The organism is Mitsuaria sp. MSU3D, assembly GCF_056867975.1.
In genome coordinates this window covers 1014427-1034981 of the sequence record NZ_CP200314.1, presented here as the reverse complement: position 1 = coordinate 1034981, position 20555 = coordinate 1014427, and the positions used below count along the sequence as shown (strand labels likewise).

Sequence of the window (20555 nt, the reverse complement as noted above, 5' to 3'; positions counted from 1 at the left end):
CATTGCCCAGAGGCGGGCACAGTTTCGCGAGCGAGCAGAAACGAGCAATCACCGAAGCAAGTAAACCCGAAAACGCCAGACTACTGAATTCAGTGGTGGTCCAGGATTCGCGGCGGCGGCTGGTCCCACTCCCTGTCGGCGGGCCGCGCGACCCGATGCCATCGGCCTTTGATCCAGCCTTCGGTGCTGGCGGCCAGGCAGGCGATCAGCAGCATCAGTCCACCAATCGCCAGCAGATAACCAATGACAGTAAGTTCAAATAAGGGATGCCCGGGGGGCGACGACTCGGTCCGCTCGGCCACCAGGCATCCCACGCCGGCGAGCGTCAAGCCGATCGAGATCGCATACATATTTCGCATGACACAAATCCATTCGCAAACTGTTGGCGGCAGTGTCACCGACTGCGATCAGTTTGCTAATCACTCATGAATGCATTTATCGACTTAAACATGTCAGCCTCCGGCGATTCGAATGACGAATTCATTGGTCGACCAACGAATTCGTGTCGTTCGAGGAGGTCGTTTCGAATAAGTGGGTCGGTCTGACCCATTCTCAGGCCGCCATTGCCGATATCGAGGCCCTGGTCGGGATGCACCGACTCAGTCGCTGAAAACCGCCCGACGGCGACTTGTCTGGCCGGCTTGCGCGTCAGGAAAAACAAGACGGGCGCCCGAAGGCGCCCGTCGCGAAGGGAAGTTCCGACCCCGGGATCAGCGCAGGAAGCGGCCTCGCGGATCGATGATCGCGATGTCCGCGTAGTTTGTGCCCGTGTGGTCGGTGGGCGAATACCCCACCTCCATGCCGCCCAGATCGAAGCGGGTCATGCTGTTGAGGACCTTCTGGATGGCGGCGCGGCTGGGATCCTTGCCGGCGCGCTTGAGCGCCTCGACCAGGACCTTGGCGGAGGCAAAGCCTTCCATCATGGCCGGCGTGACCTGGCCGTTGGACTCGGCGGGATTCGCCTTCACCAGGTCGCCGAGTTCGCGGACCATCGGCACGTTGGTCGAGCGCTCGCTCGGGAAGACCTGCGACACGATGATGCTGGCGGCGTTCTGGCCCAGCAGCTGGACGAACCCGTTGGACGCGTTGTTCGACAGGGTCGCACCCAGGATGCGCGAACCGGCCGCGCGCAGCGCATTGATCGTGTCGGCGGTGATCTGCTGCGAGGCGACCATCAGCACGACCTGCGGGTCGGCGGCGATCAGCTGCTTGACGACGCCGGCGATGTCCGGCTTCTCGCGCTCATAGGTGAAATGGGCCACCGGCTTCATCTTGCGGTCGTTGAAGCCCGCCATCGCACCGACGATGCCGTCCGCGCCGAAGGTGTCGTTCACCTGCACCAGCGCGATGCGCGTGTTGCCCATCTCCAGCAGCAGCTGGACGGCACGCTCGGCCTCGCGCTGGTAGGTCGAACGCACGTTGAAGACCAGGGGGTGGACCGGCTTGTGCAGCAGCATGGCGCCGGTGGACGGCGCGATCAGCGGCACCTGGCCCTTTTCCAGCAGCGGGAGCACGGCCTGCGTGTGCGGCGTGCCGCGCGTCAGGAACAGGGCGACGGCGCCCTTGTCGATCAGTGTCTGCGCGTTGGCGGCGGCGCGCTTGGGATCGAAGCCGTCGTCCAGCGACTGCAGGTCGATCTTCTGACCGTTGACGCCGCCGGTGGCGTTGACCTTGTCGATGTAGAGCCTGGCGCCCAGCGTCAGTTCCTTGACGCTGGCCGCGACCTGGCCGGTGAAGCCGGCCGTCTGGCCGATCAGGATGTCCGCGCGGGCCGCGGCGCTGAGGCCGAAGGCCACCAGGGCGGTGGCGATGGAGGCGGCGAACCGGCTCAGGGGCCGGTTCCGTGTAGGCTTGCTCATGGTGGTCTGTCCCGCCGGCTCGCGGTGGCGGCCGGCTTGTGTCTCCAGCACGCCGACGGTCAGTTCGCCGCCGGCCCCTCGGCGCCGCGACCCCCACGTTCAGGGGGGATCAGCGCCCCGCGCGCATCTTAGCCACGATGTCCGTGACCCGCCCCAGCAAAGCCTGCGTGTCGAAGGTCAGAACGTTGCGATTCGACAGCACCTGACGGCCGCCCACCCAGACGTCCGTGACATGTTCACGCCCCGCCACATAAACGAGTTGCGCGTCGGCGTGATAGACCGGCTGGCATTCGATCGAGTCCAGCGCCACGGCCACCACGTCGGCCAGCTTGCCGGCTTCCAGCGTGCCCAGATCGTTCGCGCGGCCCATGGCCTTGGCGGCGCGCACCGTGGCCATCTCCAGCGCGGTGCGCGCGGAGACCGTCAGCGGATCGCCGGTCACGCCCTTGGCGAGCAGCGCCGCGGCGCGGATCTCGCTGAACATGTCCTGGCGGTTGTTGGAGGCCGCGCCGTCGGTCCCGAGGATGGTGTTGACGCCGGCCGCCTCCAGGGCCTTCACCGGCGCCACGCCCGAGGCCAGCTTGAGGTTGGAGCTCGGGTTGTGGACCAGGTGCACGCCCTGCTTCGCGACGAGGTCGATCTCCTCGGGGCTCAGGTGGACCATGTGCACGGCGATCATCTTCGCGTTCAGCAGGCCGAGCTTGTTCAGGCGCGCCAGCGGGCGCTCGCCGTACTGCTTGATGCTGCCGTCGATCTCGTCCTGCGTCTCATGGATGTGGCAGTGCATCTGCAGGTCGTACTTCTCCGCCAGCTCGCGCAGCTGGATGAAGGTCTCGTCCGAGACCGTGTACGGCGCGTGCGGCGCGCTGGTCCAGTCCAGCAGCTTCTCGCCCTTGAACTGCTCGTAGGCGGCCAGGCCTTTCTCGATGTAGTCCTGCGCGTTGGCGGCGTAGCCGGTGGGGAAGTCGATCACGTTGATCGACACGCCGGCGCGGATGCCGCTGTCCACCGCCGCGCGGGCCATCGCGGCCGGGAAGAAGTACATGTCGTTCAGGTAGGTCACGCCGCCGCGCAGCGCCTCGGCCGCGGACAGCAGCGAACCCTGGTAGGTCCAGTCCTCGCTGACCCACTGGCGCTCCAGCGGCCAGATGTGGTTGTTGAGCCAGTCCATCAGCGCGAGGTCGTCCGCGACGCCGCGCAGCAGCGACATCGCCGAGTGCGTGTGGGCGTTGATCAGGCCGGGGATCAGCACGTGGTTCGGGAGCTCGACGCGCTCGGCGTCGGCGTAGCGCTTGAGCGCTTCCTCACGCGGCAGGACGGCGGCGATGCGTTCGCCTTCGATGGCCAGCGCGTGCTGCTCGAGCACCGGGCTGTCCGGGGTCATGGTGATCAGCCAGCGGGGCAACAGCAGCTTCACGGCTTGGGTCGTCATGGGGGTCTCCTCAAATGCTCAAAAGATCTCGTCGAACAGCGCCAGCACGCGCGCCGCATCGACCTCGACGCAGACCTGCTGCGCCGGATGGCCGCTCCAGGGCGTGCCGCCGCCGTGTTCGCCGCGCCAGTCCTGGATGGTCTGGCCGGTGGCGATGCCTTCCAGCGCCACGCGCACCGGGCCGGCACGCAGGGTGAAGGCGTCCGGCACCAGCAGGATCGCCGCCGCGCTGGCATCGTGCGCGTAGATGCCGCCGATGCCGTCGCGCGCATCGTAGAACTGCTGGTAGTGGCGCGTGGCCTGCCAGAGCAGGTCGCCCGCGCCCTCGCCGCGGCCGCGCAGCTTCGCCAGGTCGGCCTCGCGCATGATCGCTTCCTGCGTCACGTCCAGACCGACGATGGTCACCGGCCAAGCCGCGGTGAAGACCTGGTCCGCGGCTTCGGGATCGGCCAGGATGTTGGCTTCGGCCACCGGCGTCACGTTGCCGCCGTGGCCCTTCAGGCCGAAGGCGCCGCCCATCACGACGACGCGCTTGACCTTGCCGGCGATCGCCGGATCGTGCGCCAGCGCGAGCGCCAGGTTCGTGAACGGACCGACGGCCACCAGCGTGATCTCGCCGGGCCGCTCATTGACGAGGTCGCAGATCAGCTGATGCGCGGGCCGCGGATCGAGCGGCCGCGTCGGCGCCGGCAGACGGTCGGCGACGCCGCCCAGTCCGTCATCGCCGTGCACGTGCGCGGCATCCTTGCGCCGGCGCTCGTCGCGCAGCGGGCCTTCGGCGCCGGCCGCGACGGGCACATCCTTGCGGTAGAGCGCGGTCAGCCCGCGCGCGTTGCGCGTGGTCGTGGCGACGGGGCCGTTGCCGAAGGCCGTCGTGACGGCCACCAGCTCGAAACGCGGATGGCAGGCCAGCAGCGCGAGCGCGAGCGCGTCGTCGATGCCGGGGTCGGTGTCGAAGAGGACCGGAATGCGGCCGGAAGCGGGGATCTTGCTGTCCATGGGGTACTGCGCTCCAGGGTCAGGAGTTGCCGTCGGCGGAGTGTGCCCCGTTCGCCGTCAACGTGGCGAGCTCGGGCAATTCCGGCAGCTCGGAGCGGTGCGGCATCGCCTGCTGCACGCCGGTGCGGCTGACCGCGAGCGCCGCGGCCAACTGCCCCAGCGCGGCCGCGCGGGCCGGCACCAGGCCCTCGGCCAGACCGACCGCGAGACCGCCCACGAGCGTGTCGCCGGCACCGACCGTGTCCACCGCATCGACGCGGGAGGCGCGCAGATGCAGCCCCTCCGGATGCTCGTCGCTGAGCAGCCAGGCGCCGGCGCCGCCCAGCGTCACGAGCACGTGACGCGGTCCCAGCGTCCGCAGATGCGCGGCGCTCGCGCGCGCGATGGCGATGCCGTCGGCATCGCCGGGCAGCGCCAAGGCGCGGGCCAGTTGCAGCGCCTCGGTCTCGTTGACGATCAGCCAGTCGCTCAGGCCCAGCAGCGCGGCCGGCAGGTCCTGCGCGGGCGCGGCGTTCAGCACCGTGATCACGCCGGCCTCGCGGGCGATCTCGAAGGCGCGCTGGATCGCCGGCACCGGCACCTCCAGCTGCGCCACGACGACCTTGGCCTGCCGCAGCAACGCCCCACCCTGCTCCACGTCGGCCGCGTCGAGGTCCGCATTGCTGCCGGGCACGACGACGATCGCGTTCTCGCCACCCTCGCTCGCGACCATGATCACCGCCACGCCGGGCCACGCGGCCTCGTCGCGTCGGATCGCCTGGACATGCACCCGCTCCGCTTCCAGCGCCTTCAGCAGATCCTGGCCGTGCTGGCGCATGCCGACGCGGCCGATCAGCGCGACCTCGGCGCCGAGCCGCGACGCGGCCACCGCCTGGTTGCCGCCCTTGCCGCCGGGCGTGCCGGCGAAGGCCTCGCCGATCAGGGTCTCGCCCGGCGCGGGCAGGCGCACGGCGTGGGCCACGAGGTCCATGTTGACGCTGCCCACCACCACCACGGTGGCCGCAGCCTTTGCTGAAGTCATGAAAGCTCCGGAGACGACGGCGCCGCGGTGCTCTCGCGCAGCACGACCTGCGGCACGAGTTGCAGGTCCTTGAAGGGCGCCTGGGGATTCTCGATGCGCTCGATCAGCGCGCGACCGGCCTCCCGGCCGAGCTCGCGGATCGAGCAGCCCACGCTGGTCAGCGCGGGATAGACATAGCTGCCGAGCTCGATCGCATCGAAGCCCACGACCGACAGCTGACGCGGCACGTTCAGTCCGAGTTCGGCGGCGGCGCGCAGCGCGCCCATGCCCATCAGGTCGTTGCAGGTGAAGACGGCCGTCAGCTCGGGCTGGCGGGTCAGTAGCGCCTTGACGGCCTCGTAGCCGCCGGCAGTGCTGAAGTCGCTCTCGGCCAGCCACTCCGCGCGCGCCTCGAGGCCGCGCTGCTGCAGCGCGTTGCGCCAGCCGGCGACGCGTTCAGTCGTCACTTCGAATTCGGCGGGGCCGCTCACACAGCCGATGCGGCGATGGCCCAGTTCCAGCAGATGGCGGACGACCTCGAAGGCGCCCAGCTGGTTGTTCACGCTGACGCGGTCCGCGCGCGCGCCGGGCACCAGGCGGTCCACGGTCACCACGGGCACGCTCGCATGACGGAAGGTGCTGGCCAGCGTCTCGGCATCGCCGGCGGAGCTCAGCAGCAGGCCGTCGATGCGCTTCTCGAGCAGCGTGCGCAGGTAGGCCTGCTGGTGCTTGGGGTCGTTGTCCGAGTTGCAGAGGAAGACCGAGTAGCCCGCCTGCCGGCACCACTCCTCGGCGCCGACGACCAGCTCCGCGAAGAACGGGTTGCGCACGTTGGGCACCAGCACGCCGACGATCTTGGTCTCGCTGCGCCGCAGCGAGCGGGCCACCGCGCTGGGCAGGTAACCGATCTCGTCGACCGCCGCCAGCACGCGCGCGCGGGCTTCGGCGCTCACCGGTCGCGTGTTGTTCAGCACATGCGACACCGTGGTGAAGGACACCCCCGCCAGCGCGGCCACATCCTTGATGGTGCTCATCGGTCGATCCGGTCCTCTGCTCGTGCCAAACTGGCTGGTTCAGTCAATTGCAAACGTTTGCAGAGCATACCCCAAGGGCAACGGGCTCCAGGCCGGGGCGAACCCCGTGCATCAAATATTCAAATGCCGGTCCAGATGAAGAAAAGCCCCTGGGCCGAGGCACAGGGGCTTGGTGGGGTGAGCCGGTGTTCCGGCTCGGCGTCTGCTGATCAGCGTTGGGCGATCGGCGTGACGTCGCGCTTGGTGGCGCCGACGAAGAGCTGACGCGGACGGCCGATCTTGTACTCGGGGTCGCCGATCATCTCGTTCAGCTGGGCGATCCAGCCGACCGTGCGGGCCAGCGCGAAGATCGCCGTGAACAGCGGCACCGGGATGCCGATGGCGCGCTGCACGATGCCGGAGTAGAAGTCGACGTTCGGGTACAGCTTGCGGGCGACGAAGTATTCGTCTTCCAGCGCGATCTTCTCCAGCTCCATCGCCAGCTTGAACAGCGGGTCGTCGTGCAGGCCCAGTTCGTTCAGGACTTCGTGGCAGGTCTCGCGCATCAGCTTGGCGCGCGGGTCGTAGTTCTTGTAGACCCGGTGACCGAAGCCCATCAGCTTGACGTTGCTGTTCTTGTCCTTGACCTGCTTGATGAACTCGCCGATCTTGGCCACGCCACCCATCTGCTGGATGTCGTTGAGCATGTTCAGGCAGGCCTCGTTGGCACCGCCGTGCGCGGGACCCCACAGGCAGGCCACGCCCGCGGCGATCGCCGCGAACGGGTTGGTGCCCGACGAGCCGCACAGGCGCACCGTCGAGGTCGAGGCGTTCTGCTCGTGGTCCGCATGCAGCGTGAAGATGCGGTCCATCGCGCGGACCAGCACGTCGTTGGGCTTGTACTCCTCGCACGGCGTGGCGAACATCATGCGCATGAAGTTGCCGGCGTACGAGAGGTCGTTCTTCGGATAGATGTACGGCTGGCCGATCGTGTACTTGTAGGCCATCGCCACGAGCGTCGGCATCTTCGCGATCAGGCGGATCGCGGCGATCTCGCGGTGCTCGGGGTTATTGATGTCGGTGCTGTCGTGATAGAAGGCCGACAGCGCGCCCACCAGGCCGGTCATGACCGCCATCGGATGCGCGTCGCGACGGAAGCCGCGCAGGAAGAACTGCATCTGCTCGTTGACCATCGTGTGGTTGGTCACGCGGTTGACGAACTCTTCCTTCTGCGACGGGCTGGGCAGCTCTCCGTACAGCAGCAGGTAGCAGGTCTCGAGGTAGTCGCAGTTGGTCGCCAGCTGCTCGATCGGGTAGCCGCGGTACAGCAGCTCGCCCTTGTCGCCGTCGATGTAGGTGATCGTGGAGTTGCACGACGCCGTCGACAGGAAGCCCGGGTCGTACGTGAACTTGCCGGTCTGCGCGTAAAGCTTGCGGATGTCGATCACATCCGGACCGATGGTGCCCTTGTACAGGGGCAGATCCATTTGCGGGCTGCCATCGGAGAACGACAGGGTGGCTTTGACGTCAGACGGGGTCATGGGCATTCCTTATGACTTCGGGGGTTCTGGTTACTGAGGAGTCCGCAGCATCGCGAGCACGGCATGAACGTCGGGCCGGTCCAGCTCGTCGGCCGGTTCCTTGCGGGCCAGCATCAGATCGAGCAGGTCGTTGTCCGACAGGTCCATCAGCTGGCGCAGGCCTTCCGCGTGGAATTCGGTCAACGCGCCTTCGTGCCGCCGGAAGAACCGCTCGATGAAAAGATCATTCTCCAACAGCCCGCGGCGGCAGCGCCACTTGAGCTTGGAGAGATCCCTCTCATCGATGAGGGTGTTGGTGTCGGCGGCGTTCATGCGTGTGCGTAGGTTCGCGCGAGCAGGCTCAGACGGTGCGGCGCACCATCAGTTCCTTGATCTTGCCGATCGCCTTCGTCGGGTTGAGACCCTTCGGGCAGACGTCGACGCAGTTCATGATGGTGTGGCAGCGGAACAGGCGGTACGGGTCCTCGAGGTTGTCGAGGCGCTCCGCGGTGGCCTGGTCGCGGCTGTCGGCGATGAAGCGGTAGGCCTGCAGCAGACCGGCGGGACCGACGAACTTGTCGGGGTTCCACCAGAAGCTGGGGCAGCTCGTCGAGCAGCTCGCGCACAGGATGCACTCGTACAGGCCGTTGAGCTCGTCGCGCTCCTCGGGGGACTGCAGGCGCTCCTTCTCGGGCGGCGCTTCCTCGTTCACCAGGAACGGACGGATCGAGTTGTACTGCTTGAAGAACTGCGTCATGTCCACGATCAGGTCGCGGACCACGGGCAGGCCCGGCAGCGGCTTGAGGATGATGACGTCCGGCAGCGAACGCAGATTGGTCAGGCAGGCCAGACCGTTCTTGCCGTTGATGTTCATCGCGTCGGAGCCGCAGACGCCTTCGCGGCACGAGCGGCGGAACGACAGCGAGGGATCCACCGCCTTGAGCTTGAGCAGGGCGTCCAGCAGCATGCGTTCGTTGCCGGCGAGCTCCAGCTCGATGGTCTGCATGTACGGCTTGGCGTCCTTGTCCGGGTCGTAGCGGTAGATCTTGAAGGTGCGCTTGATCATGTTTGAGTGCTCCTGCGGCCGGTCAGAAGGTACGGACCTTCGGGGGGACGCTATCGACGGTCAGCGGTTGCAGATTCACCGGCTTGTAGGTCAGGCTGTTGGACTTGGAGTGCCACAGCGTGTGCTTCATCCACTCCTTGTCGTTGCGGCCCAACGGGAATTCCGCATCGTCCGCGCCGCGCTCGAAGTCGTTCACCGTGTGGGCGCCGCGGCATTCCTTGCGCGCGGCGGCGGACACGATCGTCGCCTGCGCGGCCTCGATCAGGTTGTCCACTTCCAGGGCCTCGACACGCGCGGTGTTGAAGACCTTGGACTTGTCCTGCAGCGTGATGTTCTTGACCCGCTCGCGGATCGCGGCGATGGCGGTGACGCCCTCGTCGAGCAGCTTGCTGGTGCGGAACACGCCGGCATGCGACTGCATCGCGGCGCGCAGATCGTCGGCGACGCCCTGCGCGTATTCGCCGCCGGTGTTGGACTCCAGACGGTTCAGGCGCGCCAGCGTCTGGTCGGCGGCGTCCTTGGGCAGCGGCTTGTGCGACTTGCCGCCGTTCCTGACCGCGTCCACGATGTGATTGCCCGCGGCGCGACCGAAGACCAGCAGGTCCAGCAGCGAGTTGGTGCCCAGGCGGTTGGCGCCGTGCACCGACACGCAGGAGCATTCGCCCACCGCGTACAGGCCGTTGACGATGTCCTTGTAGTTGTCGCCCTTGGGGGCGACGACCTGGCCGTGGACGTTGGTCGGGATGCCGCCCATCTGGTAATGGATGGTCGGCACGACGGGGATCGGTTCCTTCGTGATGTCGACGTTGGCGAAGTTGTGGCCGATCTCCAGCACCGACGGCAGGCGCTTGGCGATGGTGTCGCCGCCCAGGTGGGTCATGTCCAGCACGACGTAGTCCTTGTTGGGACCGCAGCCGCGACCTTCCTTGATCTCCTGGTCCATGCAGCGCGAGACGAAGTCGCGCGGTGCCAGGTCTTTCAGCGTCGGGGCGTAGCGCTCCATGAAGCGCTCGCCGTTGGCGTTGCGCAGGATCGCGCCCTCGCCACGACAGCCTTCGGTCAGCAGCACGCCCGCGCCGGCCACGCCGGTCGGGTGGAACTGCCAGAACTCCATGTCCTGCAGCGGGATGTCGGCGCGCGCCGCCATGCCCAGGCCGTCGCCGGTGTTGATGAAGGCGTTGGTCGACGCCGCGAAGATGCGGCCGGCACCGCCGGTGGCCAGCAGCACGGTCTTCGCTTCGAGGATGTGGATCTCGCCCGTCTCCATCTCCAGCGCGGTCACGCCGACGCAGTCGCCATCGGCGTCGCGGATCAGGTCCAGCGCCATCCACTCGACGAAGAAGTTGGTGCGGGCCTTGACGTTCTGCTGGTACAGCGTGTGCAGCAGCGCGTGGCCGGTGCGGTCGGCCGCGGCGCAGGCGCGCTGGACCGGCTTCTCGCCGTAGTTGGCGGTGTGGCCGCCGAACGGGCGCTGATAGATCGTGCCGTCCGGGTTGCGGTCGAACGGCATGCCGAAGTGTTCGAGCTCGTAGACGACCTTGGGCGCTTCACGGCACATGAACTCGATGGCGTCCTGGTCACCCAGCCAGTCCGAGCCCTTCACGGTGTCGTAGAAGTGGTAATGCCAGTTGTCCTCGGACATGTTCCCCAGGCTGGCGCCGATGCCGCCCTGGGCGGCCACGGTGTGCGAGCGGGTGGGAAAAACCTTGGACAGGACGGCCACGTTCAGGCCGGCCAGCGACAGTTGCAGCGACGCGCGCATGCCGGAGCCGCCGGCACCGACGATCACCACATCGAATTTGCGCTTGGGCAGCGAGGTTCCGATTTGCATTTCTTACAGCCTCCAGAGCACTTGGATCGCCCAACCCGCGCAACCCGTCAACCACACCAGCGTGAACGTGTGCAGGAACAGCCGCACGCCCACCGGTTTCACGTAATCCATCCAGATGTCGCGCACGCCGACCCAGGCGTGGTACGCCAGGGACACGATCAGCGCGAAGGTCAGGAACTTCATCCATTGCTTGCTGAAGATGCCGGCCCACAGGTCGTAGCCGATGGCCTGGCTGGTGAACAGCACTTGCGCCAGCAGCACGATCGTGAACAGCGCCATGAGCAGCGCGGTGGCGCGCTGGATCATCCAGTCGCGCAGACCGTAGTGCGCACCGGTGACGATGCGCTTGGTTCCGTAGGTGGTCATTGTTGATTTGCCTCTTGGGTCAATCGTCGGAATTCAGTCCGACCGCACGGCCCGCGCCGCCCGGTCGCGGCCTGATCAGTACAGGCCGAACAGCTTCGCGCCGAGCGCCAGCGTCAGCACGACGCTCAGCACCAGCGTCGCGACGGCGCTGACGTGCCCTTGCTGCTTGCTCACGCTGTGCGTCGCGTCCATCCACAGGTGGCGGACGCCGGCGATGAAGTGGTGCAGGTAGCCCCAGATCAGGCCCAGCGTCACGAGCTTGATGAACCAGCCCGGCAGGAAGCCGATGCCGGACACGAAGGCCGCGGTGAAGGTCTCGTACGAGATCTCCGACGTGAGGCTGGTGTCGAACATCCAGATCACGAACGGGAGCAGGAAGAACATCAGCAGGCCGCTGATGCGATGCAGGATCGAGACGATGCCGGCCGGCGGCAAGCGGTACGCCACGATCTGCGTGACATGGATGTTGGTGTAGACCGGTCGATTCTTCTTGGTGGCTTGGGTGGCGTCCGTCATGTCCGACCTTGTAATCAATGTGAAACCCGAAGATTTTATGGCAACGCAACACCCCTCAAGGGTGTCCTGGGCGCATGTCGTCTTCCGGCGTTGCCATGAAAACGTCAGCGCCGCAACGCGAAAGCATCAGTTCAGGCTGTTGCGATAAAAGTGGTGGGAAGTGTTGTAGAGACCGCGGCGCAACTCCACCGGCTTGTCGCCGTAGGTGAAGGAGAGCCGCTCCACGCTCAGCAGCGGACTGCCGGGCGTCACCTGCAGCAGCGCGGCGGCATCGTCCTCCGCCGCGACCGCACGGATCTTTTCCTGCGCCCGGATCATGGGCACGTTGAATTCGGTTTCGAGCAGGCTGTAGAAAGGGCCGCGATGCTCGAGCAGCCGCTCGGTCGTCAACCCCTTGAACAGCGTGCCGGGCAGCCAGATGTCGTCGAGCACGACCGGATGGCCGCCGCTGTGCAGCAGGCGGCGGATCTCGATCACGGGATCGCCGGCGCGCAGCTGCATCAGCTTGGCGATGAAGGCCGGTGCGCGCTGGCGTTTGCAGTCCAGCAGCTGGCGGCCGAGCGACGAGGCCTCGTCGGCGTCGGGCGTCAGGCGCAGGAAGCGGTATTGCTGCTGCTGTTCCGCATGGGTGGCGACGAAGGTGCCCTTGCCCTGCTTGCGGACCAGCAGGTTGTCGGCGGCCAGTTCGTCGACGGCCTTGCGCACGGTGCCCTGGCTCACCCCGAAGCGGGCCGCCAGGTCCATCTCGCTGGGGATGGTCTCCCCCGCCTTCCATTCGCCGGCCTGCAGCCCCTTCAGGATCAACCCCTTGATCTGGCGATACAGCGGGCTGAACGACGGCGCGGCTTCCGCGCGCGCCAGCTCATTGAGCGGCGTCACGGGGTGGACCGGTGCGGCGGGGGGCGACATGGGGCGCGATTCGAGCACAAACCCGAAGACAGCGTCCACCCTCCAGAGGGAGTCCGACCGGATTAGTCTTATATAAGACAGAAGAGTGTCAGTTCCGCGCAATGGTCGTGCACTACTTTTGGGGGCAACTCCCCAGACCGGTGGGCGAAGAAGACCCTTTCGCGATCCGTGCCGGGGCCGCGCTGTCCTACACTTGCCGCCGCTGGCGCGGACTGCGCCTCACGCATCATTCACTCGCACTTCTCGGAGACCCTGATGAGCAAGAAACCCGTTCGCGTCGCCGTCACCGGCGCCGCCGGCCAGATCGGCTATGCCCTGCTGTTCCGCATCGCTTCCGGCGAGATGCTGGGCAAGGACCAGCCCGTCATCCTGCAACTGCTGGAGATCCCCGACGAGAAGGCCCAGAACGCGCTCAAGGGCGTGATCATGGAGCTGGAAGACTGCGCCTTCCCGCTGCTGGCCGGCATCGAGGCCCACAGCGACCCGATGACCGCCTTCAAGGACACCGACTACGCACTGCTGGTCGGCTCGCGTCCGCGCGGCCCGGGCATGGAGCGCTCGGAACTGCTGTCGATCAACGGCGCCATCTTCACCGCGCAGGGCAAGGCCCTGAACGCCGTGGCCTCGCGCAACGTCAAGGTGCTGGTGGTCGGCAACCCGGCCAACACCAACGCCTACATCGCGATGAAGTCGGCCCCGGACCTGCCGGCCAAGAACTTCACCGCCATGCTGCGCCTGGACCACAACCGCGCCGCCTCGCAGATCGCCGCCAAGACCGGCAAGCCGGTCGCCGGCATCGAGAAGCTGGCCGTGTGGGGCAACCACTCGCCGACGATGTACGCGGACTACCGCTTCGCCACGATCGACGGCCAGTCGGTCAAGGCCCTGATCAACGATGAAGAGTGGAACCGCACGACGTTCCTGCCGACCGTCGGCAAGCGCGGCGCCGCGATCATCGCCGCCCGCGGCCTGTCGTCGGCCGCCTCGGCCGCCAACGCCGCCATCGACCACATGCGCGACTGGGCCCTGGGCACCAACGGCAAGTGGGTCACGATGGGCGTGCCGTCCAACGGCGAATACGGCATCCCGAAGGACGTCATGTTCGGCTACCCGGTGACGGTCGAGAACGGCGAGTACAAGATCGTCGAAGGCCTGGAGATCGACGAGTTCTCGCAAGGCGCGATCAAGAAGACGCTGGACGAACTGCTGGAAGAACAAAACGGCGTGAAGCACCTTCTGTAAACCACCCCTACCGCCTTCGGCGGCCCCTCAAGGGGCGGCTCCGAGGCCTGGCAAAGCCAGATCCTCGTGCCCTGCTTGATAGGGACCAGGCTTCGCCGGACCGTCGCTGAAGGCAGTATCGTTGGGCCGACCTTCGCAAGAAGGCCGGCCCTTCTTCTTTCCAGACCTCCTCATCGCCCCTCCTCATCGCATGAGCACCCTCCTCACCCCTGCCCAGGCCCTGTTCGAAGAAGGCCAGGCGCCCGTCGTGCTGCCGGTCGTCGATCACTACTGCGGCGTCGAGGCGCGCATGCTCAAGAGCCTCGAACTGCAGGTGCGCATGGGGCCGGTCTTTGACATCACGCTCGATTGCGAGGACGGCGCGCCCGTCGGCGGCGAGGCCGAGCACATGCTGCTGGTGCTGCACCTGCTGAACGGATCGCTGAACGCCCATGGACGCGTCGGCGTGCGGGCGCATCCGTTCAGGCACCCGGCCTTCGAGGCCGATGTCGAGGCGGTGATCGCCGGCGGCGGCGAGAAGCTCGCCTTCCTGATGATCCCGAAGCCCGAAGGCATCGAGGATCTGAGCCGCGCCATCGCCTTCATCGACGACTGCCTGAAGCGCCACGCGATCAGGAAGCCGCTGCCGCTGCACACGCTGATCGAGACGCACGGCGCGCTGCGCGACGTGATGGCGATCGCCGCGCATCCGCGCATCGAATCGCTCTCGTTCGGCCTGATGGATTTCGTGTCCGCGCATCGCGGCGCGATCCCGCGCTCGGCGCTGACGGTCGAGGGCCAGTTCACGCACCCGCTGGTGCAACGCGCGAAGCTGGCGATCTCCGCCGCCGCGCACAGCTACGGCAAGACGCCGTCGCACTGCGTCGTCACCGAGTTCAAGAGCGAACGCGCGATCCAGTCCGCCGCCGAGCGCGCCGCGCGCGAGTTCGGCTACACGCGGATGTGGAGCATCCATCCGAACCAGATCCAGCCGATCATCGACGCCTTCGCGCCCAGCGTCGCGGAGATCGACGAAGCCATCGACATCCTGCAGGCCGCGCAAGCCGCGCAATGGGCGCCGATCCAACACCGCGACATGCTCCATGACCGCGCCAGTTACCGTCTGTTCTGGCATCTGCTGCAGCGCGCGCACGGCACCGGGCAGAGCCTGCCGACAGAGGTCGAGCAAGCGTGGTTTGCGCCGCATCCATCGCCCCTGTGACGGCACGAACACCCCGTGAAGACCCTAGCAACGATCAACGGTTTGACACATTAAATCCCCGCTTCAGGGGACGCGCGCGCAGTCACAATCGCGCATCGCCGAGCTCCGGCGTTTCGTTTTTCCGGCCGTTGCTTCGGCTGGTGATCCAAGGTCCCTCAGGTCCAACTTTCACGTCCTCCCCATGCGACTGACCGCCCTCCTCCTTTCCGGCGCCGCTGCCGCCGCGCTGACGCTGACCACCGGCATCGCCGCCGCCCAGCCCGCCGCCAACACCGGCACCGCCAAGCCCGCGGCGCCGGCCAAGCCCGCGGCCGCCAAGCCCGCACCGGCGAAGACCGCCGCGAAGAAGCCGGCCGCCAAGACGCCCGCCCCGCCGCCTCCGCTGCCGGAAGCGAACGAGGAACAGCTGGCCGCCGCCAAGCGCGCCTACCTGGGCCTGTACGAGTGCGAGTTCAAGCAGTCGATCACCATCGAGCCGAACGCCAAGGACGTGGGCTACATCAACGTGGCCTTCAAGAAGGACACCTTCGTGATGAAGCCCGTGCTGTCGACCACCGGCGCCCTGCGCCTGGAAGACGTCACCGGCCGCACGCTGATGGTCCAGATCGCCAACAAGTCGATGCTGCTGGACGTGAAGGCCGGTCAGCGCCTGGTCGATGAGTGCGTCCACCCGGAACAACGCGCCGCGATCGAAGCCGCGCGTTCCGCTTCGGCTCCTGCCGGTGGCGGCCTGGGCATCACACCGAGCGCGCAGTAAAGCCTTCGCGCCCGCTGGACGAAGCCGCCTCTCGAGGCGGCTTTTTCTTGTCCACCGCCCCTATCCATACTTCGGGTGTCGGGCTTCCGGTGCTGACGCTGGCTTTCATGGACTGAAAGTACGTACAATTCATGCATACTTTCTGATTCATACCGTTCGTGCGACGCCGCACTGAACGGTCATGAATTCGCCAGAGCCGTCGTCTAATCTCCCAGCATCGCCAGGAGCCCGCATGGAAGCCACCGTCGCCGAACGAGGTCAGATCACCCTGCCCAAGGCCGTGCGCGACGCGCTGGGCCTGACCAAGGGCACGACGCTCAAGGTCGAGCTCGACGGCGCGCGCATCATCCTGCGCAAGAACGTCGACGACGCCATCTCCCGCGCCCGTGGCCGCTTCAAGCTGCCCGAAGGCACCGCCACCGACGACGTGATGCGCGACCTGCGCGGCCGCGGCCCCGACGACGCCACCGACGCCTGACCCGATGATCGCCGTCGACAGCTCCGTCCTCATCGACCTCCTGGGCGACGCGCCCGGCGCGGACGCGGCCGAGGCCGCCCTGCGCCTGGCGCTGTCCAGCGGCCCGGTGGTGCTGTGCGACGTCGTGCTGTCCGAGGTGACCGCCGGCCTGGGCCATGGTTCCGAGGTGATGGACGCGCTGGAGGAGATGGGCCTGAGCTTCCTGGCCATCGACCAGCGCGCCGCGATCCGCGCCGGCGAGATGCAACGCAAGTTCAAGCAACGGCTGGCCGACAAGGGGGCGAACGCCTCGTCGTCGCGCGCCATGCCCGACTTCCTGGTGGGCGCGCACGCGATGCTGCAGTGCGACGGCCTGATCACCCGCGACCAGGGATTCTTCCGAGACTATTTCAAGGGCCTCAAGGTCATCGTGCCCAGCGCGCCATGACCGGTCAGACCCGCCTTTTGACCCAAGCAGAGACAACGACTGGAGTTCGCATGCTGCAAGCCTACCGCCAACACGAAGCCGAACGCGCCGCGCTCGGCATTCCGCCGCTGCCACTCGACGCCAAGCAGGTGGCCGAGCTGATCGAACTGATCAAGACCCCGCCCGCCGGTGAAGACGCGTTCCTGCTGGACCTGCTGACCCACCGCGTGCCCCCGGGCGTGGACGACGCCGCCAAGGTCAAGGCCAGCTTCCTGGCCGCCGTCGCGCACGGCGACCTGAAGGTGGGCCTGATCTCCAAGGCCAAGGCCACCGAGCTGCTGGGCACCATGGTCGGCGGCTACAACGTGCATCCGCTGATCGAGCTGCTGGACGACGCGGAAGTCGCCGGCGTCGCCGCCGAGGGCCTGAAGAAGACCCTGCTGATGTTCGACTACTTCAACGACGTCGCCGCCAAGGCCAAGGCGGGCAACGCCAAGGCCAAGGAAGTGATGCAGAGCTGGGCCGACGCGGAGTGGTTCACCTCGCGCCCCGAGGTCGAGAAGAAGATCACCGTCACCGTCTTCAAGGTGCCCGGCGAGACCAACACCGACGACCTGTCGCCGGCCCCGGACGCCTGGAGCCGCCCCGACATCCCGCTGCACTACCTGGCGATGCTGAAGAACACGCGTCCGGACGCGGCCTTCAAGCCCGAGGAAGACGGCAAGCGCGGCCCGATGCAGTTCATCGAGGAACTGAAGAAGAAGGGCCACGTCGTGGCCTACGTCGGCGACGTCGTCGGCACGGGCTCGTCGCGCAAGTCGGCGACCAACTCGGTGATCTGGGCCACGGGCCAGGACATCCCCTTCGTCCCGAACAAGCGCTTCGGCGGCGTGACGCTGGGCGGCAAGATCGCGCCGATCTTCTTCAACACGCAGGAAGACTCGGGCTCGCTGCCGATCGAGGTCGACGTCAGCAAGCTGGAGATGGGCGACGTCATCGACGTGCTGCCGTATGAAGGCAAGCTGGTGAAGAACGGCGAGACCGTCACCGAGTTCAAGCTCAAGAGCGACGTGCTGTTCGACGAAGTGCGCGCCGGCGGCCGGATCAACCTGATCATCGGCCGCTCGCTGACCGCCAAGGCGCGTGAGTTCCTGGGCCTGCCCGCCTCGACGCTGTTCCGCCTGCCGCAGGCCCCGGCCGAGACCAAGGCCGGCTTCACGCTGGCGCAGAAGATGGTCGGCCGCGCGGTCGGCCTGCCGGAAGGCCAGGGCGTGCGTCCGGGCACCTACTGCGAGCCCAAGATGACGACCGTCGGTTCGCAGGACACGACCGGCCCGATGACCCGCGACGAGCTGAAGGACCTGGCCTGCCTGGGCTTCTCGGCCGACCTGGTGATGCAGTCCTTCTGCCACACCGCGGCCTACCCGAAGCCGGTGGACGTCAAGACGCACCGCGAGCTGCCCGCCTTCATCTCCAACCGGGGCGGCGTGTCGCTGCGTCCGGGCGACGGCGTGATCCACAGCTGGCTGAACCGCCTGCTGCTGCCCGACACCGTCGGCACCGGCGGCGACTCGCACACGCGTTTCCCGATCGGCATTTCGTTCCCCGCAGGTTCGGGCCTGGTCGCCTTCGGCGCGGCCACCGGCGTGATGCCGCTGGACATGCCGGAATCGGTGCTGGTGCGCTTCAAGGGTGAGATGCAGCCGGGCGTGACGCTGCGCGACCTGGTGCACGCGATCCCGCTGTACGCGCTCAAGGCCGGTCTGTTGACCGTCGCCAAGGCCGGCAAGAAGAACATCTTCTCGGGCCGCATCCTGGAGATCGAAGGCCTGCCCGACCTGAAGGTCGAGCAAGCGTTCGAGCTGTCCGACGCCTCCGCCGAGCGCTCGGCCGCCGGCTGCACGATCAAGCTGAATCCGGCGCCGATCAAGGAGTACCTGAGCTCCAACGTCGTCCTGATGAAGAACATGATCGCCGACGGCTACGCCGACGCGAAGACGCTGCAGCGCCGCATCGAGAAGGTCGAAGCCTGGCTGGCCAAGCCTGAGCTGCTGGAAGCCGACAAGGACGCCGAATACGCGGCCGTGATCGAGATCGACCTGGCCGACATCACCGAGCCGATCGTCTGCTGCCCGAACGATCCGGACGACGCGAAGGTGCTGTCCGAAGTCGCCGGCACGAAGATCGACGAGGCTTTCATCGGCTCGTGCATGACCAACATCGGTCACTTCCGCGCGGCGGCCAAGCTGCTGGGCGGCCAGCGCGACATCCCGGTCAAGCTGTGGGTCGCGCCGCCGACCAAGATGGACCAGAGCGAGCTGATCAAGGAAGGCCACTACGCCGCCTTCGGCACGGCCGGTGCGCGCACCGAGATGCCGGGCTGCTCGCTGTGCATGGGCAACCAGGCGCAGGTCCGCGAGGGCGCGACGGTGATCTCCACCTCCACGCGCAACTTCCCCAACCGTCTGGGCAAGAACACCAACGTGTTCCTGGGCTCGGCCGAGCTGGCCGCCATCGCGTCCCGCCTGGGCCGCCTGCCGACCAAGGAGGAGTACCTCAAGGACATGGGCGTGATCGATGCCGACAAGGCGAGCGTCTACCGCTACATGAACTTCGACCAGATCGAGGAATACGCGGAAACGGCGAAGTCGGTGGCGTGATGCAACGAGCGACCTGACGGTCGCTCGGTCGCGAGATCGGCGGGGGATGTTGACTCCCCTGCCCCTCGCCAAAGAACAAGGGCCCGGAGGTGCAAACCTTCGGGCCCTTTGCATTGGGCGAACGTGTCGTCGCCACGGCTCGGGCATGGCGTGCCCGATCAGGGAGGCTCAACCGCCGATGACGCCGCAGGCGACACGCGCCCCGCCACCGCCCAGCGGCGCGGGATGGTCGGAGTGGTTGTCGCCGCCCATGTGGACCATCAACGCGTGACCCTTCACCTCGTCGATCTTCTTCAGCCGCGGCGACAGCACCGGGTTCGTCGCCTGGCCCTCGTGCGACACGTACAGCGGCGGCAGGTCGCCCAGGTGGCCGTCGCCCCAGGGCTCGCCGTGGCGCTTGCTGCCCAGCGGATCAAAGTGCCCGCCCGCGGCGCCGGCCGGCGTGACCGTGCCGTTGGTCGTCGACGGCGCGCACGAGGGGTTCTCATGCACGTGGAAGCCGTGCACGCCGTGCGGCAGTCCGGTCAGTTGCGGATAGAACGCCAGGCCGTAGGGCGTCTCCACGATGCGCACCGTGCCGACCGAAGGGCCGGCGCCATCCGCCTGCGCGGCGGCGAGGTTCACGGTCAGCTCGGCGGCATGGGCCGCCGCCATGGCGCCGCAGGACACGAACAGGCCCAGGCACAACGACTTCACGAGGTTCATTCAAAGCTCCTTGGTTTACCAGCCACCCTGGGCCACGTACTTGTTGCCGTTGGCCTGGTAGCGCGCGATGGCTTCCTTCAGCTCCGTGTGCTGCTCGCAGGACGACTTGCACTCGGTGGCCAACGAAGCCAGACGGGCCTGCGCCTTCGGCAGGTCGCCCTTCATCAGGTAGAGCTCGCCAGAGTACTCCAACGCGTTGCGGTGATGGGGATCGATGCGCAGCGCCTCGTCGTAGTAGCGCTCCGATGCGGCCAGGTCCGGATTGCCGGCCTTGCGCGACACGTAGCCCATCAGGTTGTTCCAGTCCGCGTTGCGGCGATCGTCGACGCGCTTCAGTTCGTCACGGGCCGCTTCCCACTGGCGGGCCTCGATCAGTTGACGGGCGGTGGCCAGGCGGTTCACCGCCGGCGCCGGCGCGGCCGACGGCGGCGGCGACATGTCGGCGGCCTGCGCGGACGGGATGGAACCGGCCAGCGCCCAGACGGCGGCCACCAGGGACAGCAGCTTCATGGTCTTCATGTGTTGCTCCTCGAGCGTGATGCAGGACATCCTGCTCCTTGACTTACGGGCTTGTCATGACGGCGGACGCACCCGG

At 67.2% G+C, this 20555-nt stretch carries 21 protein-coding genes; 6 read left to right on the top strand and 15 right to left on the bottom strand.

What is annotated here, in order from left to right:
• Positions 1 to 89 precede the first annotated feature (89 nt).
• The 13 genes from AC1VNM_RS04690 to AC1VNM_RS04630 all read right to left on the bottom strand — a co-directional run bounded on the left by AC1VNM_RS04690 (position 90) and on the right by AC1VNM_RS04630 (position 12511).
• Positions 90 to 359, bottom strand: a complete 270-nt coding sequence (locus AC1VNM_RS04690; protein ID WP_431102902.1) for a hypothetical protein — start codon at positions 357 to 359, stop codon at positions 90 to 92.
• 351 nt (positions 360 to 710) lie between these two features.
• Positions 711 to 1859 carry an ABC transporter substrate-binding protein gene (locus tag AC1VNM_RS04685; protein ID WP_483106047.1) on the bottom strand — a complete coding sequence of 383 codons (1149 nt, stop codon included), beginning with the start codon at positions 1857 to 1859 and terminating at the stop codon, positions 711 to 713.
• A 109-nt stretch (positions 1860 to 1968) separates the two neighbouring features.
• On the bottom strand, positions 1969 to 3291 hold the full coding sequence (locus AC1VNM_RS04680) for a TRZ/ATZ family hydrolase (RefSeq protein WP_483106046.1): 1323 nt from the start codon (positions 3289 to 3291) through the stop codon (positions 1969 to 1971).
• An 18-nt stretch (positions 3292 to 3309) separates the two neighbouring features.
• The gene (locus tag AC1VNM_RS04675) at positions 3310 to 4290 is read right to left on the bottom strand and encodes a nucleoside hydrolase (protein ID WP_483106045.1); all 981 of its coding nucleotides are present in this window, start codon (positions 4288 to 4290) and stop codon (positions 3310 to 3312) included.
• 19 nt (positions 4291 to 4309) lie between these two features.
• Entirely contained in the window at positions 4310 to 5311 is a 1002-nt protein-coding gene (locus AC1VNM_RS04670) for a ribokinase (protein WP_483106044.1), read from the bottom strand.
• Complete coding sequence (locus tag AC1VNM_RS04665) at positions 5308 to 6324, bottom strand: LacI family DNA-binding transcriptional regulator (RefSeq protein WP_377155547.1); 1017 nt, start codon at positions 6322 to 6324, stop codon at positions 5308 to 5310. The genes AC1VNM_RS04670 and AC1VNM_RS04665 overlap by 4 nt, the downstream gene beginning before the upstream one ends.
• 209 nt (positions 6325 to 6533) lie before the next feature.
• Positions 6534 to 7844, bottom strand: coding sequence for a citrate synthase (gene gltA / locus AC1VNM_RS04660; protein ID WP_421037247.1), 1311 nt, complete (start codon positions 7842 to 7844; stop codon positions 6534 to 6536).
• Positions 7845 to 7874: 30 nt separating this feature from the next.
• Entirely contained in the window at positions 7875 to 8156 is a 282-nt protein-coding gene (locus AC1VNM_RS04655; protein ID WP_377155548.1) for an FAD assembly factor SdhE, read from the bottom strand.
• A gap of 28 nt (positions 8157 to 8184) precedes the next feature.
• Positions 8185 to 8889 (bottom strand): succinate dehydrogenase iron-sulfur subunit, encoded by a 705-nt coding sequence (locus AC1VNM_RS04650; protein ID WP_067273709.1) that lies wholly within the window; start codon positions 8887 to 8889, stop codon positions 8185 to 8187.
• Between the two features lie 22 nt (positions 8890 to 8911).
• The gene (gene sdhA / locus AC1VNM_RS04645) at positions 8912 to 10720 is read right to left on the bottom strand and encodes a succinate dehydrogenase flavoprotein subunit (RefSeq protein WP_483106043.1); all 1809 of its coding nucleotides are present in this window, start codon (positions 10718 to 10720) and stop codon (positions 8912 to 8914) included.
• Positions 10721 to 10723: 3 nt separating this feature from the next.
• Positions 10724 to 11086, bottom strand: a complete 363-nt coding sequence (sdhD, locus tag AC1VNM_RS04640) for a succinate dehydrogenase, hydrophobic membrane anchor protein (RefSeq protein WP_067273716.1) — start codon at positions 11084 to 11086, stop codon at positions 10724 to 10726.
• A gap of 75 nt (positions 11087 to 11161) precedes the next feature.
• Positions 11162 to 11602, bottom strand: coding sequence for a succinate dehydrogenase, cytochrome b556 subunit (gene sdhC, locus AC1VNM_RS04635; protein WP_377155553.1), 441 nt, complete (start codon positions 11600 to 11602; stop codon positions 11162 to 11164).
• Positions 11603 to 11728: 126 nt separating this feature from the next.
• A complete protein-coding gene (locus tag AC1VNM_RS04630) occupies positions 11729 to 12511 on the bottom strand; it encodes a GntR family transcriptional regulator (RefSeq protein WP_377155555.1) in 783 nt (260 codons plus the stop codon).
• 255 nt (positions 12512 to 12766) lie between these two features.
• Between AC1VNM_RS04630 and AC1VNM_RS04625 the strand changes: the two genes are divergently transcribed.
• The 6 genes from AC1VNM_RS04625 (at position 12767) to acnB (ending at position 19255) form a co-directional block, all read left to right on the top strand.
• On the top strand, positions 12767 to 13753 hold the full coding sequence (locus tag AC1VNM_RS04625; RefSeq protein ID WP_297531473.1) for a malate dehydrogenase: 987 nt from the start codon (positions 12767 to 12769) through the stop codon (positions 13751 to 13753).
• Between the two features lie 190 nt (positions 13754 to 13943).
• Positions 13944 to 14954, top strand: a complete 1011-nt coding sequence (locus tag AC1VNM_RS04620) for an HpcH/HpaI aldolase/citrate lyase family protein (protein ID WP_483106042.1) — start codon at positions 13944 to 13946, stop codon at positions 14952 to 14954.
• A gap of 181 nt (positions 14955 to 15135) precedes the next feature.
• Positions 15136 to 15711 (top strand): hypothetical protein, encoded by a 576-nt coding sequence (locus AC1VNM_RS04615; RefSeq protein ID WP_483106041.1) that lies wholly within the window; start codon positions 15136 to 15138, stop codon positions 15709 to 15711.
• Positions 15712 to 15943: 232 nt separating this feature from the next.
• Positions 15944 to 16189 carry an AbrB/MazE/SpoVT family DNA-binding domain-containing protein gene (locus AC1VNM_RS04610; protein WP_483106040.1) on the top strand — a complete coding sequence of 82 codons (246 nt, stop codon included), beginning with the start codon at positions 15944 to 15946 and terminating at the stop codon, positions 16187 to 16189.
• Between the two features lie 4 nt (positions 16190 to 16193).
• Positions 16194 to 16616 (top strand): type II toxin-antitoxin system VapC family toxin, encoded by a 423-nt coding sequence (locus AC1VNM_RS04605; protein WP_377155560.1) that lies wholly within the window; start codon positions 16194 to 16196, stop codon positions 16614 to 16616.
• 50 nt (positions 16617 to 16666) lie between these two features.
• Positions 16667 to 19255, top strand: coding sequence for a bifunctional aconitate hydratase 2/2-methylisocitrate dehydratase (gene acnB, locus AC1VNM_RS04600; protein WP_483106039.1), 2589 nt, complete (start codon positions 16667 to 16669; stop codon positions 19253 to 19255).
• Positions 19256 to 19423: 168 nt separating this feature from the next.
• Here the strand turns inward: acnB and sodC are convergent, their stop codons facing one another.
• Entirely contained in the window at positions 19424 to 19960 is a 537-nt protein-coding gene (gene sodC, locus AC1VNM_RS04595) for a superoxide dismutase [Cu-Zn] SodC (protein WP_377155564.1), read from the bottom strand.
• A 15-nt stretch (positions 19961 to 19975) separates the two neighbouring features.
• Positions 19976 to 20479 carry a tetratricopeptide repeat protein gene (locus AC1VNM_RS04590; protein WP_377155565.1) on the bottom strand — a complete coding sequence of 168 codons (504 nt, stop codon included), beginning with the start codon at positions 20477 to 20479 and terminating at the stop codon, positions 19976 to 19978.
• Positions 20480 to 20555 lie beyond the last annotated feature (76 nt).